At 58.5% G+C, this 13,860-nt stretch carries 13 protein-coding genes; 7 read left to right on the forward strand and 6 right to left on the reverse strand.

Annotation, left to right across the window (positions count from 1 at the left end; genetic code table 11):
• Window positions 1-73: 73 nt before the first annotated feature.
• From cysQ to RYZ27_RS01825, 6 genes are all read right to left on the reverse strand, one after another.
• On the reverse strand, window positions 74-865 hold the full coding sequence (cysQ, locus tag RYZ27_RS01800) for a 3'(2'),5'-bisphosphate nucleotidase CysQ (RefSeq protein ID WP_406680650.1): 792 nt from the start codon (window positions 863-865) through the stop codon (window positions 74-76).
• Window positions 862-1,884, reverse strand: coding sequence for a glycosyltransferase family 2 protein (locus tag RYZ27_RS01805; protein WP_406680651.1), 1,023 nt, complete (start codon window positions 1,882-1,884; stop codon window positions 862-864). The genes cysQ and RYZ27_RS01805 overlap by 4 nt, the downstream gene beginning before the upstream one ends.
• 24 nt (window positions 1,885-1,908) lie before the next feature.
• On the reverse strand, window positions 1,909-2,673 hold the full coding sequence (locus RYZ27_RS01810) for an inositol monophosphatase family protein (RefSeq protein ID WP_406680652.1): 765 nt from the start codon (window positions 2,671-2,673) through the stop codon (window positions 1,909-1,911).
• Window positions 2,660-3,700, reverse strand: a complete 1,041-nt coding sequence (locus RYZ27_RS01815) for a Gfo/Idh/MocA family protein (RefSeq protein ID WP_406680653.1) — start codon at window positions 3,698-3,700, stop codon at window positions 2,660-2,662. The genes RYZ27_RS01810 and RYZ27_RS01815 overlap by 14 nt, the downstream gene beginning before the upstream one ends.
• Before the next feature lie 91 nt (window positions 3,701-3,791).
• On the reverse strand, window positions 3,792-4,379 hold the full coding sequence (locus RYZ27_RS01820; RefSeq protein ID WP_406680654.1) for a TetR/AcrR family transcriptional regulator: 588 nt from the start codon (window positions 4,377-4,379) through the stop codon (window positions 3,792-3,794).
• 124 nt (window positions 4,380-4,503) lie between these two features.
• Entirely contained in the window at window positions 4,504-5,958 is a 1,455-nt protein-coding gene (locus RYZ27_RS01825) for a TrkH family potassium uptake protein (RefSeq protein WP_406680655.1), read from the reverse strand.
• Window positions 5,959-6,300: 342 nt separating this feature from the next.
• Here RYZ27_RS01825 and RYZ27_RS01830 point away from each other — a divergent pair, with 342 nt between their 5' ends.
• Genes RYZ27_RS01830 through mraY form a run of 7 tightly spaced genes read left to right on the forward strand, consistent with a single transcriptional unit; the run spans window position 6,301 to window position 13,851 of the window.
• A complete protein-coding gene (locus RYZ27_RS01830; protein WP_406680656.1) occupies window positions 6,301-6,801 on the forward strand; it encodes a division/cell wall cluster transcriptional repressor MraZ in 501 nt (166 codons plus the stop codon).
• Window positions 6,801-7,793 (forward strand): 16S rRNA (cytosine(1402)-N(4))-methyltransferase RsmH, encoded by a 993-nt coding sequence (gene rsmH, locus RYZ27_RS01835; protein WP_406680657.1) that lies wholly within the window; start codon window positions 6,801-6,803, stop codon window positions 7,791-7,793. Before RYZ27_RS01830 ends, rsmH begins: the two co-directional genes overlap by 1 nt.
• Window positions 7,790-8,131: a cell division protein FtsL gene (ftsL, locus tag RYZ27_RS01840; protein WP_406680658.1), complete on the forward strand. Its 342-nt coding sequence runs from the start codon at window positions 7,790-7,792 to the stop codon at window positions 8,129-8,131. Before rsmH ends, ftsL begins: the two co-directional genes overlap by 4 nt.
• The gene (locus RYZ27_RS01845) at window positions 8,121-9,779 is read left to right on the forward strand and encodes a peptidoglycan D,D-transpeptidase FtsI family protein (protein WP_406680659.1); all 1,659 of its coding nucleotides are present in this window, start codon (window positions 8,121-8,123) and stop codon (window positions 9,777-9,779) included. The genes ftsL and RYZ27_RS01845 overlap by 11 nt, the downstream gene beginning before the upstream one ends.
• Entirely contained in the window at window positions 9,776-11,215 is a 1,440-nt protein-coding gene (locus RYZ27_RS01850) for a UDP-N-acetylmuramoyl-L-alanyl-D-glutamate--2,6-diaminopimelate ligase (RefSeq protein WP_406680660.1), read from the forward strand. The genes RYZ27_RS01845 and RYZ27_RS01850 overlap by 4 nt, the downstream gene beginning before the upstream one ends.
• Window positions 11,208-12,668 carry a UDP-N-acetylmuramoyl-tripeptide--D-alanyl-D-alanine ligase gene (gene murF / locus RYZ27_RS01855; RefSeq protein WP_406680661.1) on the forward strand — a complete coding sequence of 487 codons (1,461 nt, stop codon included), beginning with the start codon at window positions 11,208-11,210 and terminating at the stop codon, window positions 12,666-12,668. Before RYZ27_RS01850 ends, murF begins: the two co-directional genes overlap by 8 nt.
• On the forward strand, window positions 12,658-13,851 hold the full coding sequence (gene mraY / locus RYZ27_RS01860; protein WP_406680662.1) for a phospho-N-acetylmuramoyl-pentapeptide-transferase: 1,194 nt from the start codon (window positions 12,658-12,660) through the stop codon (window positions 13,849-13,851). Before murF ends, mraY begins: the two co-directional genes overlap by 11 nt.
• The last annotated feature ends 9 nt before the right edge of the window (window positions 13,852-13,860 follow it).

Consider the following 13,860-nt stretch of genomic DNA (forward strand, 5'->3'; position numbering starts at 1 on the left):
GTCCCCTGCCCAACCACCCCAAGGGTAGCCTCTGCGGGCGGTTGGGCAGGGGGCGTCGGTTTCATCTGTAAGCTTAAGGGCTACAATCGCCCCAGACGATGAAATGCGGATTGTCATACCCGCGCTCGGTCTTGCCATATGTAAACGCAGAGCCGTCCAGATTGGTCACACGTGCACCAGCAGCCTGCGCAACAGCATGCCCTGCGGCAGTATCCCATTCCATGGTCCGGCCATGACGCGGATAGAGGTCAGCCTCGCCCGCTGCAATCAGGCAGAATTTCAGGGATGACCCAGCAGAGACAATTTCGGCGATATTCTGCGTTTCCAGAAACGCATTGGTTTCAGCGCTGCGATGAGAGGCTGAGGCAATCGCGGTCAGCCCCGACGCAGGTGCTTTGCGAATGGTCAGCGATTGTCTTTGGTCTGGGGCGGGAACAGCCTCTCCCGCTGCGACGCTGGCCTGCCAGCCTGTAAATGGGCTCTCGGCGACAAATAAGCGTTTCAGAGCGGGGGCAAAGACCACGCCCATCACAGGCTTACCATGCTCAATGATCGCAATGTTGACGGTAAACTCGCCGCGTTTGTTGATGAACTCACGGGTGCCATCAACCGGGTCGACCAATGCGAAACGCGTACTGTGCTCCGGGATATGGCCATCTGAAACCGATTCCTCGGCAATGACTTTCAGATCTGGTTCCACCTTGGCGAGTTCAGCCAGAATGATGGTCTCAGCTTTCTGGTCGGCTTCCGTCACCGGGGATTTGTCATCCTTGTGGCTGACATCGAAATCACTCTCATAAATCTCCATGATGACAACCCCCGCTTGCAGGGCGATACGAGCAAGATCATGCGGCGTGACGGTCATGGCTGGTCTTTCTTGAGGGGGCGAATATGCGCTTTGCGCTTACGGAATGTCAGCGGGTTCCAGCACATGGCGTTGGCAATGTCTGCTACAGAGGCTTTTCGGTTTTTCTGAATTCGGCGGCGATCAGACAGGACTGGGCCTAGCCCTTTTATCCCTGCCCACAAGCCCCGCCATGTGCTGCCAAACCGATGGGTGAACGCGCTGCGCAGCAAAAGCAGAACCGTAATCGCAAGATGCCCGGGCAGAGTCAGCGCCAAGAGTGGCAAAGGCGTATTCTTGATATAGGTCCAGAAGCGATTGCGAGACCCATGATAAAGCGAGAACGCAGAAGCGCGGCCCGACAATCCACCTCCGGCATGGCGGATAATCGCTGAAGGCAGGAAGACACAGCGCTCCCCTGAGAGGCGCATGCGGTAGCCGAGATCAACATCCTCACAGAAACAGAAGAAGCGCTCATCAAACCCGCCATGGGCCATGAACACATCACGCCGGATCGCGGCCCCTGCGCCGCAAGGGGAGAAACATTCCCCGGCTTGCTTTGGCAGGTCTGTAACGGGGCGACCAAACCCGCCGCGCCATGGGATACCAAAGCCCAGATAGGCATCGCCAGCCCCATCGAGGCGTTGTGGATCGTGCAGATCAATCTGCGTACTGGCAAAACTGGCAATACCCGCATGACGCTGTGCAGCTGCGCCAATTTGTTCCAGCCAGTCCGGGGCGGCTTCTGCATCTGCGTTTAACAGGCAGAGCCATTCTCCTTTGGCTTGTTCCGCCGCCAGATTATTGGCAGCGGCAAAGCCGATATTGCGGGTTTGGGGCAAGAGGTTCACAGGGAAATGCGGGGCGGCCTCAAACAGGAAGTCCATTGAGCCATCTGTGCTGGCATTGTCGACGACAAAGACCTCAAAATCACGCACGGTCTGCGCTGCCAGTGAGGCAATGGCACCTTTCAGATAATCACCGCCATTATAGTTCACGATGATCACGGAAAAGCGGGGAGGGCGGCTATCCTCAGGCATATCGTGGCGTGGCTTTCAGGGCGGTCATGCGAATGGCTCCAGCAAAGGCAGCTTGCCATTATCAATGCAAATCGCGCGCGGGGCATCAGGGGCACCATCACTGATCAGCGCGCGGCCTCCGGCGGCGCGGACAATCGCAATTCCGGCGGCAACGTCCCAGAGCTTACAGCCTGTCTCGCTATAACAATCGGCCCGGCCACCTGCGACGTTCACAGCGGAAAGAGCTGCGGAACCAATCATGCGCAGCTTGCGCCAACGAACGAAGCTTTGGCCCATTTTGGCAAGGCCTTCCGGGGAATAGTCAGCGCTGACAGGTAACCCGGTCATCAGCATACCATCCTTGGTTTCTGTGATCGCCGAGACTGAGATCAGCTCATCATTGACCTTTGCCGGGATGCCTTCTCCGCCCGTCCAGGTTTCGCCCATATTAAAATCGTGCACGACGCCGAGGACAGGTTCACCATCCTTGAGCAAGGCAATCGATACGGCGCAGACAGGGCTGCGGCGAATATAGTTTTCCGAGCCATCAAGTGGATCAACCACCCAGAGCAGGCCCTCCGGCGTACCATGCATTCCGCTTTCTTCAGCGAGGATATCGATAGTGGAGCCTTCGCGCAGGATAGACAGGATCAGGTTTTCAGCCGCGCGATCTGCATTCAGCTTGATATCGCGCCCTTTCTGAACCGCGATGCCGATAAAATCGCCTTTGCGCGCAGCCAGCTCATCGCCAGCCGCCTGCGCGGCTTTCACGGCCAGATCGAGCAGGGCAGACAGATCAGTCATCGCCATGCCCTCCCTCTTGGCTTTTATGCAGATAGGTCGGGTCAGCGGCATAGAGGCGCTGGCTGGTATTGATCGCGTCAAACGCCTGCTGGCTGGTGCCGACCTGAAGCTTGCGTCCCGTCTGAAGGGTTGAGATGAAATCAGCGATTTCGAGGTCAACGCTTTCATCGGCTTTGAACTCGTGAATCTCTTCTTCTGGATTGGCGATTGGCTCGCCATGCTCATCATATTGCAAGCGGCCAATGATCAGCATTTCCGGGGCACAGCGCATGTCCGCGGTCAACACACCGTCGAGCCAGAGATAGCCTGTCTCAAAGCCCAGTTCGAGGCGGAACGTTTCCCGCCATTGCGTGGCTGAGGCGTGCAGCATTGCCATCACGCCGCTATTGGTGCGCAGCAGGGCCATGGCATTGTCCTCAACACCGGCACCTGTCCAGAACCGCTCATCGACCATGGCTTTGATCTCTTCGAACGGCCCGGCAAACATATGCATCAGGTCGATCATATGAATGCCCCGATCCATCAGGATGCCGCCACCGGATAGGTCGAATGTGTTTTCCCAACGCCCTTGATCCGCACCCCGCCCGGCTTTGCCATAGGTGCCGCGCATTGAGAGCAAACTACCAAGCGTGCCGCTCTCGGCAAGCTCGCGCGCTTTCATCACCGCGCCATGATAGCGGTGACCGAAACTGAATTTCAGGATTTTTCCCGTCGCAGCGGCTTCAGCGCGGCGGACATTGATGACATCTTCAAGATTATAGCCCGGCAGATGCTGGCAGAACACATGCAAGCCTTTGCCCAAGGCTGCGATGATGATGGCCGGGGCAATGGCGTTTGGTGTAGCAATAAAGATGGCGTCCAGATCGTCGCGACTGAGCAGCGTTTGCCAATCGGCTATCTCAACAGCGGCGCCACTTGCTGGGCCTAGATTGCAAGTCGCCACGATGACGGCATCAGGATGGTTCGTCAGCGCCTGACGGGTGCGTTCGCCCATTGTCTCATGGCTGATTATGCCGAACCGTATAGGGGCCATATGCGCGCTTCCCTGTCCTCTACCAAGGCTGTGCGGTAGCGCGTTGCCGGGCAAGCGGCAACCGTAAACATGTGTGGGATGACAGCGAGGTTTAAGGTGCGAGCTGCTTGAGCAGGATCTCCGCCTGACGTGTGCTATAGCCTTCCGGCAAAGGCGCGCGCAGCGCCATAACCCGGTTCAGGATTGGCCCCATCAGCGTATCCATCGCTGCATCGACGTCAAAATCGCGGCGTACAACATTCTTCGCAGCAATCTCAGCCAGGATCATCCGAAGCGGCATCCGCACGGTATCACGCATCCAGGTGCGCCAGGCTTCCCCGGCTTCCTTTTCATCGCAGGCCGCAATCAGGATACCGCGCATCACGGCATGGCCGGAGCCAACCCGCAGAGCTTGCTCTAAAGGCGCAACCAGTTCGGCAATCCGCTCAACCGGGTCGCGTCCACCGCCTGACCCTTGTGGGATCAGGGCAAGACCGGCTTCAACACACATGGAGCCAATGCTGGGCCACCAGCGGTAAATCGTCTGCTTTGAGGCGCGGGCGCGTTTTGCGACCCGGTCGACGCTAAACTTGCGCCAGCCATTCTCGCTAATTTCGTCCCGGCTCGCGGCCAGAATCGCGGCCCGCGAATCCTCGCTCCGACGCGCGCCCTTGCGTTTATTTGATGCAGTCTCAGCCATATCTGTTCAATGCCTCAAATCGGGTATCCAAAAGCTTAACATGGAACGCTGCGTTCCATTTTTAAAGAGATTTCTGGATTGGCAACCAAACGAACGTCTTAGCGTGTCTTGGGCGGGGTGTATTTTAGCCCTGCCAATAGCGGCGGGTCATCAAGACAAACACGGCGGTGAATTCCAGCCGTCCCAGCAGCATGGCAATCGCGCAAATCCATTTCGCGCGATCTGTCAGGGTCTCAAACGTCCCTGAGGGGCCAATAATCGGGCCAAGGCCCGGGCCGACATTTGAAACGCTTGTCGCCGCGCCCGAGATCGACGTGATCGGATCAAGGCCGGTCAGGCTGAGCAGGATGGCGGCAATCACGAAGGTCGCCATATAAAGGAAGACAAACACCATCACTGATTGCAGGGTATCATTATCAACAATCCGCCCGCCATAGCGGACGCGGACGACGCGGTTCGGGCTGGTCATCTGCTGAACGTGCGCCAGGACGGCCCGGAAGGTGATTTCAAGCCGGAACATCTTAATCCCGCAGGCGGCTGATCCAGCACATCCGCCGAGAAAAATCGTCACGAGAAACAGCAGGACAACAGGCCCGCCCCAGCCATCATAGGCCGCAGTGGCATAGCCCGTCCCGGTCATGACCGAGACAACATTGAACAGGGTTTCAATATAGCCTTCCAAAGGGCTGATGATCACCAGATCCTGGTCATCAATCACCCGCAGTAGAAAGATCAGCGTCGTAATCCCAGCAATTAATCCCAGAAACAGACGCGGCTGCGGATCTGTGAGCACTGGACGGATCTTGCCATGGATCATCGCCAGCGCCAGCAGGCTGAACGGTAGGCCGGCCATGATCATGAAGAAGATTGCCACAACAATAGCGGGTGTATCATAGAAGGCCCCGAAGGAGGCGTCATAGGTCGAGTACCCTCCGGCTGCGACGGTCGTCATCGCGTGGGCGATAGCATCAAACAAAGACAGCCCGCTGGCCCAATAACCGATCATGCAAGCAAATGAGATGATCAGGTAGATCAGGCCCGTCTGCGCTGTAATCTCACCAATTCGCGGCATGAACTTGCCGGAGACATCAGAGCTTTCGAGCGAGAAAAGCTGCATCCCGCCGACCCGCAACATCGGCAGGATAGCAATCGCGGTCACGATGATCCCGATCCCGCCAAACCATTGCAGGATGGCGCGCCAGAGCAACAGGCCGCGGGGCTGGGTATCGAGCCCGGTAATCACCGTTGCCCCAGTTGTTGTGAGGCCCGAAATGCTTTCAAACATCGCATCGGTAAAGCTCATACCATTTCCAATAAAGGGTATGGCGGCCATGCCGGGCAGAACCACCCAGACGAGGACCGTCAACAGGAAAGCTTCCTTTGACCCGGTCCGTTCCGGCCGCTGCCCCGACATGATGATCAGGCCACCACCAAATAGCAGCAGCGTAACGGCGCTGGCAGCAAAAACCGGCCATTCCGGGGCACCGTCGGCATAGTCCAGCAGCCAGCATGGAATCATCGCGGCTCCCAACAGAGCCGTCATGATCCCCAAAGCCAGTATCACCACGCGCAATTGCATCCTGCGCGCTCTAGCACCAAAACCCTGCAAAGACGTGTAAATTGGGCAGTCGGGGCAATTTCTGCATGTTTTCTGTGAAAAGAATCAGGGGCAATCGCAAAAAAGTTTTCATTTTTCCAGATTTGTTTAACTGCTTGTAAATAAATGATTTTCAAACTGTTAACCATAATGAAAAGTAACGTGTTCGGGTATATTCCTGATTTATTCGCGTCATGTTCCAGTCTGGCGGGCTTGTGGACAGAACGAATCGGCATCGAACCCATTTAAAACCATGTCAGCCCATGTTATCCCAAATTTGGTTAGGTTTGTCCCAAGTGAGGGTGGCCTGGGTTTGATGGGAGTATGGCCGTGTTCGTCTCGACCTATGAGACATCGTTGGATTCAAAGGGCCGTGTGTCGGTTCCGGCACCTTTCCGGCATGCGCTGGAAGGCGGAACACGCTTATACCTTTGGCCTGCGTCAGACGGCTCGCCTTGCCTTGAAGGCGGCGGGGATGCGCTGATGGCCACATATCGCCAGACCCTGTCGCGCATGAGCCCAAACTCGAAAGCCCGCCGGGTGTTGATGCACCGCATCGTCTCCAAAGCGGCTGACCTCAAGATTGATGATACGGGCCGGATCAAAATCCCTGAGACGCATCTGGCGATGGCCGGGGTTGAGAAAGACCTGATCTTTGTCGGCTCCATGGACCGCTTCCATATCTGGGAGCCGTCTCGCTATGCCGCCTTTGATGCAGAGATGGATGGCCTGCTTGATGAGGTCCAGGACGATATCGAAGCGCCCTTCAATGCAGCGCTCGCTTCTGGCGGTATTCTCGGCATAGTTGGCGGGGAGGAGAGCTAATGGGGCATGTGCCGGTTCTCCTGAATGAAGTGCTTGAAGCGCTCGCGCCTGCTGATGGCGAAACCTATGTCGACGGCACATTTGGCGGCGGTGGCTATGCCTTGCGCGTGCTGGAAAGTGCCGATTGCAAAGTGATCGGCATTGATCGTGATCTCGATGCCATCGCCCGCGCTGAAAAGCTGTCAGAGACAGAGCCACGCCTGACCCCCCTGCTGGGGCGGTTCGGCGATATGGATGCCTTGCTGTTGAATAATGGCATCGACCGCGTTGAGGGTGTGATGCTCGATATTGGCGTTTCCTCTTTCCAGATCGATCAGGCCGAGCGTGGCTTCTCTTTCATGCGTGATGGCCCACTCGATATGCGTATGGGGCGGTCCGGGCCAAGCGCGGCTGATGTTGTGAACACGATGGCGCCAGCCGATTTGGCTCAGGTCATTCGTCAGCTCGGCGAAGAAAAACAGGCCCGCCGCATTGCAGGCGCGATTGTTACGCGCCGCTCTGAAAAACCGTTTGAGACGACCCTTGATCTTGCCGATGCCATCGAAACCGCGCTCGGTGGTCGTCGAGGCCGCAAGACACATCCGGCAACCCTGACCTTTCAGGCCCTGCGCATGTTTGTGAATGATGAGCTGGGCGAGCTGGCGCGTGGCCTTGCGGCTGCGGAGCGTATGCTGGTCCCGGGTGGTCGACTGGTTGTCGTCACGTTCCACTCACTCGAAGACCGTCTCGTTAAGCTTTTCCTCCGATCTCGCGCCGGGCTTGGCGGCGGTGGTTCGCGTTATCTGCCAGAACGCGCCAAGGGGCCTGCACCAACGTTTGATCTGTTACAGAAGAAAGCGATTGAGCCGAGCGAGTCTGAAACCGAAACCAATCCCCGTGCGCGGTCTGCGCGGTTGCGCGTTGGGGTGCGCACGCCCGCCGCGTTCTGGGTCGATGCGGTCGATACGGGCGTTCGCGTGCCGGATCTGCGCGATGTGGAGGTGGCAGCATGAGTAAGCGCGCTTTCCTCTTCGGGCTGGCGGTGATCGCCGTGCTGATTTTCAGTCTCTACCGCGCCAAATACGGCGCGCGTGAAACCGTTGCTGAGATCGCTGAGATCGAAACCCAGATCGCTGCGGCCAAACAGGAGCAGCTCTCTCTGCGCACCGAGTTCATTCACCGCTCCCGTCAGGAGTGGATTGAGGAATATGCTCGCAAACAGCTCGGCATGGTCCCGGCGCGCGCCGAACAATTCGTACGTATGGTCGATCTTGATAGCCGCGTTGGCCCGCCTGTGAGCCGCGCTGATCCATCCGAGCCTGTCGATCGGGAGGTGCGCGATGACGGATAGGGTGGGTTCAGAAGCAACCATGCGCGGCGGTGGCATGCGCTCGCGCATTGTCTCGATGGCTTTGCTGGCCGTTTTCTGTGTGATCGCCGTGAAAGGCGCGAGCGTTGCCATCAGTGGTCCGGCTGAAACCGGAGGGGTTTCCGCAGCGTTTGAAGAAACCACCGCTCGCGCCGATATTGTTGATCGCAATGGAGAGCTTTTGGCAACGTCGGTCACTGTCTATTCCCTTTTCGCTGATCCACGCGCGATGATGGATGGCGGCCTGATCGCGCAGGAATTGGCGAGCGTCCTGCCTGACCTTGATGTTGACCTGATCACGCAGCGCCTGAGCAATAAGGAGCGGGCCTTTGTCTGGATCAAGCGTGGTCTGACCCCGCGCCAGCGTCAGGCTGTGTTTGAGCTGGGCTTAGAAGGGCTTGGCTTCCGGGAAGAGAGCCGCCGGGCCTATCCGCGCGGCACACTGGCGGGGCATGTGCTCGGCTATGCAGGCGCGGACGGGCAGGGGCTTGGCGGTGTCGAGTATGCCATGGATGATCGCCTGACAGCGGGCGGCAAGCCGCTGGCGCTGACGCTCGATTCAAACGTTCAGTTCAGCCTTGAGGCCGAGCTTGCAGCCGCTGTTGGTCAATACGAGGCTGAAGGCGCGGCGGGCATCGTCATGCGCCCACAGACAGGGGAAGTTCTCGGCATGGCCAGCTGGCCCCCGATTGACCCCAACCGGGCGACTGAGATCAGTCTTGATGCGCCAGAGCGGCTCGATCGCGCCAGTGGTGCAGTTTTTGAGCTGGGCTCTGTGTTCAAGCCGATCACGGTTGCCGGGGCCATCGATTCCGGCGCCATCCGCCCAAGTGACCGCTTCGATGTGCGTGAGCCGCTGGTCATTCGTGGGCGCAAGATCAGTGATGATCACCCAATTGCAGGCCGCGCCAATATCACCGAAATCGTCCAGCAAAGTTCGAATATCGGGACCATTAAAGTCGCCTGGCAAATGGGCGCGCGTCGCCAGCAAGAGCTGTACGCCTCGCTTGGTCTGTTTGAGCGTGCCCCGATTGAACTGGCGGGTAGTGCGCGTCCGCTTGTTCCGACTGACTTTGACGAGCTGACGAGTGCCACGACCAGCTATGGTCACGGTATTGCGGTCACGCCGATCGCTTTTGCGGCGGCCTTCTCCGCGCTTGCCAATGCTGGGGAATATGTTGAGCCAACCCTGCTGATGACTCCAAAACGCAAGCGCAATCCAAAGCGCGTTCTGTCGGCGCCTACCGCGGCTCTGGTCACGCAAATGATGCGGCAGGCCGTGACCATTGGCACCGGAAAACAGGCCGAGGTGGCGGGCTATCGCATCGCCGGAAAGACCGGAACGGCGGAGAAGCCAATCCCCGGTGGTTATTCTGAGGATGAGAACATTTGCAGCTTTGCCGCGCTTTTCCCCGCTGACCGCCCTGAATATGTCGTATTGATCGTGCTGGACACTCCTAAAGCCGGAGTGGATCGTGGTCGCACTGCTGCGTGGAATGCAGCGCCTACGGCTGGACGGGTGATCGAGCGGATCGCGCCTATTCTGGGTGTCGAGCCGCGATTTGATGCGCCTGTCCGGTCCGGGCCTCAGGTTCGCTCTGTCTCTGAACCGAGAAGGAGTGACCTGTGACTTTGAATGAACTTTTCCCTGATCATGACCTTGGTGATCTGCCTGTGGCGGGCATTACCGCTGACAGCCGCCAGATTAAGCCGGGCTATGTCTTCGCGGCGCTGCAGGGTGTGGTCGCGGATGGCCGGACCTATATCCTGCAGGCTCTAGCGGCTGGCGCAGTTGCGGTTGTTGGTGAAGACTTGCCCGCGATTGACGGCGCAGTCGCGATTGAGGTGCTGAATGCACGTCTCGCTCTGGCGCAGGCCTCAGCGCGCTTCTATCCGATCCAGCCAGACCATATTATCGCGATCACCGGGACGAATGGCAAAAGCTCAACCGTCGATTTCCTGCGCCAGATTTGGGACAGTGCCGGGATGAAAGCCGCCTCCATGGGCACGCTCGGCGCGATTGGCCCGAACGGTAATATTGATCTTGGCCATACAACCCCTGATCCGGTCGCGATTCACGAAACGCTCTCCACGCTGGCGTCTGAAGGCGTGGGTCATGTCGCGATGGAGGCGTCCTCGCACGGGCTTGCGCAGTACCGCCTTGATGCGGTGAACCTGTCCGCGGTGGCTTTCACGAACCTGACACAGGACCATCTCGACTATCACAAGGATATGGATGGTTATCGCGCCGCCAAATTGCGCTTGTTCGGCGATCTGGCTCCAAAAGGTTGCCCGGCTGTGGTCAATGCTGACAGCGATGAGCGAGGCGCGTTCGAAACTGTCGCCAAGGCGCGTGGACTTGATCTGATCTCCGTAGGGTGGCGCGGCGCGGACTTGAAGATTGAGGAGCTGATGCCCCGTGCGACGGGCCAGCGTCTATTCCTGAACTGGCGCGGTGAAAAAGCCGCCGTCGATCTACCCCTGATCGGTGAATTTCAGGCGCTCAATGCCTTGACCGCCGCGGGGCTCGCACTCGCTGGCAATATGGATTTGCAAGCCGTTGCGACAGGGCTGTCCAAACTGCAGCCGGTAAAGGGTCGCCTTGAATATGTCGGGCAAACGGCTGACGGGGCAGGGGTTTTTGTCGATTATGCGCACACCCCGGCGGGCCTTGATGTCCTGATCCGCGCGGCGCGTCCGCATACGGCCGGGCGTCTGGTGGTCGTCTTTGGCTGCGGCGGCGACCGTGACAAGGGCAAGCGCCCGCAAATGGGCGCGATTGCGGCCAAGCATGCCGATACAGTCATCGTCACGGATGACAATCCGCGTAGCGAAGACCCAGCAACCATCCGCGCTGAAATCCTGACGGCGGTGGCCGAAGGCATAGAAATCGGTGATCGCGGCGCGGCTATTGCCCAAGCGATTGCGGGCCTTCAAAAAGGTGACACGCTGCTCATCGCGGGCAAAGGGCATGAAACCGGACAGATTATCGGCGATACGGTTGTGCCGTTCTCTGATCAGGAGACAGCCATTGCTGCCCTGAAGGCAGGGGGTGGTCATGTCTGATCCGCTCTGGACCTCTGCTGAGATCGCCGCCGCGACAGGCGGCACCGCTAGCGATGATTTTGCTGTTTTCGGCCTCTCGATCGATACACGCACCATTGATGCAGGTGATCTCTTCGTCGCGCTGAAAGATGTCCGCGATGGCCATGATTTCGTCTCTGCGGCCTTTGATGAAGGGGCCGAAGGCGCACTGGTCAGCCGCGAGGTTGAGGGCGGCCCAACGGTGCGCGTTGATGATGTCCTCACCGGACTTGAGCAGCTTGGCCTCGCCGCCCGCAATCGCGCGACCGATTGCTACCGCACCGCCGTTACAGGATCGGTCGGCAAGACCAGCGTTAAGGAAATGCTGGCGCGGATTTATCGCGCACTTGGCCCGGCGCACTGGAATGAGCGCAGCTTCAACAATCAGTGGGGTGTGCCGCTGACCCTGGCGCGGATGCCAAAGGAAACCCGGCGCGCCATCTTCGAGATTGGCATGAATACGCCGGGCGAAATTGCCCCGCGCTCAGTCATGGTTCAGCCCCATGCCGCGCTGATCACCAAGATTGCTCCGGCTCACCTTGAGGGTGTTGGCTCCATTGAGGGCGTGGCGAAAGAGAAGTCTGACATCTTTGCCGGACTGTTACCGGGCGGTGTTGCGGTCCTGCCGTATGAAGATCGCTTTGTGGATTATCTCAAAGCTGAGGCCAAAGCCCATCAGCCGGACTGTCAGATCAAGACCTTTGGCATGGATCGCAGCGCTGATGCCTATGTCCACCAGATCTATACCGATGCCGCTACAATGAGTGTCTATCTCGTAGTGCAGGGCGTTGAGGTCTGTGTCGAACTCAACGCAATTGGCGAGCATTGGGCGATGAATGCGGCGGCGGCTTTGCTGCTTGCGTGTCAGGATGACAGCGTTGATGTCGAGACGGCGGCGCAGGCGCTGTCTGGCTATGCCCCGCCTGCCGGGCGCGGAACCGCAGAAATCCTCAAGCTGCCGAATGGCGGCGAGGTGACCCTCATCGATGATGCCTATAATGCCAATCCGGAAAGCATGCGCGCCGCTTTGAAAAGCTTTGGCGAGCGTCCGGGTGCCCGCCACATTGCTGTGCTGGGTGAAATGCTCGAAGTCGGCGCCACCAGCGCAGCTGAACATGCGGCTTTGGCGGGGCCGATCCGCGCGGCAGGTGTGACAAAAGCCTACCTTGCCGGAGACGGTATGGTGCCGCTGGTTGAGGCGCTCTGTGGACAACCTTCGGAACGAACAGAGTCCATCTGGTCGGTCAAGGCCGAAGGCTTCGAAAATGACCTGAAAAATGCGTTGAAAGACGGCGATCTCCTCTTGCTTAAAGGCTCGAATGCCTCCGGAATAAACAGGCTCGCAGACCGCTTGCGCCAATGGAGCGCTTCGGCAGACGAGCAGGTGAAGGACAGCGGTGTAGAAAACACTGCGAGGGGTCGTGATGCTGTATGAATGGCTTGCCGCTGATGACGGCGTATTTCGTCTTTTAAACTTCCTGACCTTCCGGACAGGACTGGCCCTCGTGACCGCCTTTCTGTTCACTGTGATTTTTGGCGGCTGGTTGATCGATGTGTTGCGCGCCAAGCAGGGCAAGGGCCAGCCGATTCGTGATCTCTCGCTTGAGGCGCAGCTCTCCAAACAGGGGACGCCAACCATGGGCGGCTTCCTGATCTGGGTTGGTTTGTTGCTGGGCACATTGCTGTTCGCGGACCTGCGAAACCCTTACATCTGGGTCGTGCTGTTCGTGGCGCTCTCTTATGCCTTCCTCGGATTCCTTGATGACTATGCGAAAGTCACCAAGCAAAGCACGGATGGCGTCTCGGCTAAGGTTCGCCTGCTCACAGAGTTTGCCGTAGCCGCGCTGGCGGGTGCTTTCATCATGGGCCTGCATGGCGCGCATACCCCGCTCGGCCATGCTGATTGGGGCGCTCTGACCCCGCTGGCCGAATGGATTGCCAGTGTCGCGCCTGAAACCAGCGTAGAGCGCAATGAGGCGGCTTTCTCCGGCGGGGTCGCGATCCCGTTCGTGAATGACTATTTCCTGCCGCTTGGCGGTCTGTTTATCGCGTTTGCGGCTCTGGTGATCGTAGGCTCAGCCAATGCGGTGAACTTCACGGATGGCCTTGATGGTCTTGCCATTGTGCCAATGATGTTTGCTGCCGCCTCTTATGCGCTGATCGCCTATTTGACGGGGAACTTCATTTTTGCGGGTTATCTCGGCATTCAGTTCGCCCCCGGTGCGGGTGAGCTTGCGGTTTTGCTCGGCGCCATGATTGGCGCTGGAATGGGCTTCTTATGGTACAATGCCTATCCGGCCAAAGTCTTCATGGGGGACACCGGATCGCTTGGCCTTGGCGGGATGATTGGCGTTGTCGCCGTTGCCGTAAAACACGAGTTTGCGCTCGCCGTGATTGGTGGCCTGTTCGTGCTGGAAGCCGCTTCGGTCATTCTGCAGGTTGGCTATTTCAAGCTCACGCGAAAGCTGAGCGGGGAAGGGAAGCGCATCTTCCTGATGGCGCCTCTGCATCATCATTTTCAAAAGAAAAACTGGCCGGAAACGCGCGTTGTTGCGCGGTTCTGGATCCTGTCCGTCCTGTTCGCCCTTGCGGGCCTAGCCACCCTGAAGCTGAGGTAACCTGAACCC

Source organism: Hyphomonas sp. FCG-A18, from assembly GCF_045287255.1.
In the GTDB taxonomy this organism is placed as follows: domain Bacteria; phylum Pseudomonadota; class Alphaproteobacteria; order Caulobacterales; family Hyphomonadaceae; genus Henriciella.

What these genes read in the sequence shown, in the direction of transcription:
- cysQ (WP_406680650.1), bottom strand. Translation starts at nt 865, where the DNA reads ATGACCGTCACGCCGCATGATCTTGCTCGTATCGCCCTGCAAGCGGGG.
- RYZ27_RS01805 (WP_406680651.1), bottom strand. Translation starts at nt 1,884, where the DNA reads ATGCCTGAGGATAGCCGCCCTCCCCGCTTTTCCGTGATCATCGTGAAC.
- RYZ27_RS01810 (WP_406680652.1), bottom strand. Translation starts at nt 2,673, where the DNA reads ATGGCGATGACTGATCTGTCTGCCCTGCTCGATCTGGCCGTGAAAGCC.
- RYZ27_RS01815 (WP_406680653.1), bottom strand. Translation starts at nt 3,700, where the DNA reads ATGGCCCCTATACGGTTCGGCATAATCAGCCATGAGACAATGGGCGAA.
- RYZ27_RS01820 (WP_406680654.1), bottom strand. Translation starts at nt 4,379, where the DNA reads ATGGCTGAGACTGCATCAAATAAACGCAAGGGCGCGCGTCGGAGCGAG.
- RYZ27_RS01825 (WP_406680655.1), bottom strand. Translation starts at nt 5,958, where the DNA reads ATGCAATTGCGCGTGGTGATACTGGCTTTGGGGATCATGACGGCTCTG.
- RYZ27_RS01830 (WP_406680656.1), top strand. Translation starts at nt 6,301, where the DNA reads ATGGCCGTGTTCGTCTCGACCTATGAGACATCGTTGGATTCAAAGGGC.
- rsmH (WP_406680657.1), top strand. Translation starts at nt 6,801, where the DNA reads ATGGGGCATGTGCCGGTTCTCCTGAATGAAGTGCTTGAAGCGCTCGCG.
- ftsL (WP_406680658.1), top strand. Translation starts at nt 7,790, where the DNA reads ATGAGTAAGCGCGCTTTCCTCTTCGGGCTGGCGGTGATCGCCGTGCTG.
- RYZ27_RS01845 (WP_406680659.1), top strand. Translation starts at nt 8,121, where the DNA reads ATGACGGATAGGGTGGGTTCAGAAGCAACCATGCGCGGCGGTGGCATG.
- murF (WP_406680661.1), top strand. Translation starts at nt 11,208, where the DNA reads ATGTCTGATCCGCTCTGGACCTCTGCTGAGATCGCCGCCGCGACAGGC.
- mraY (WP_406680662.1), top strand. Translation starts at nt 12,658, where the DNA reads ATGCTGTATGAATGGCTTGCCGCTGATGACGGCGTATTTCGTCTTTTA.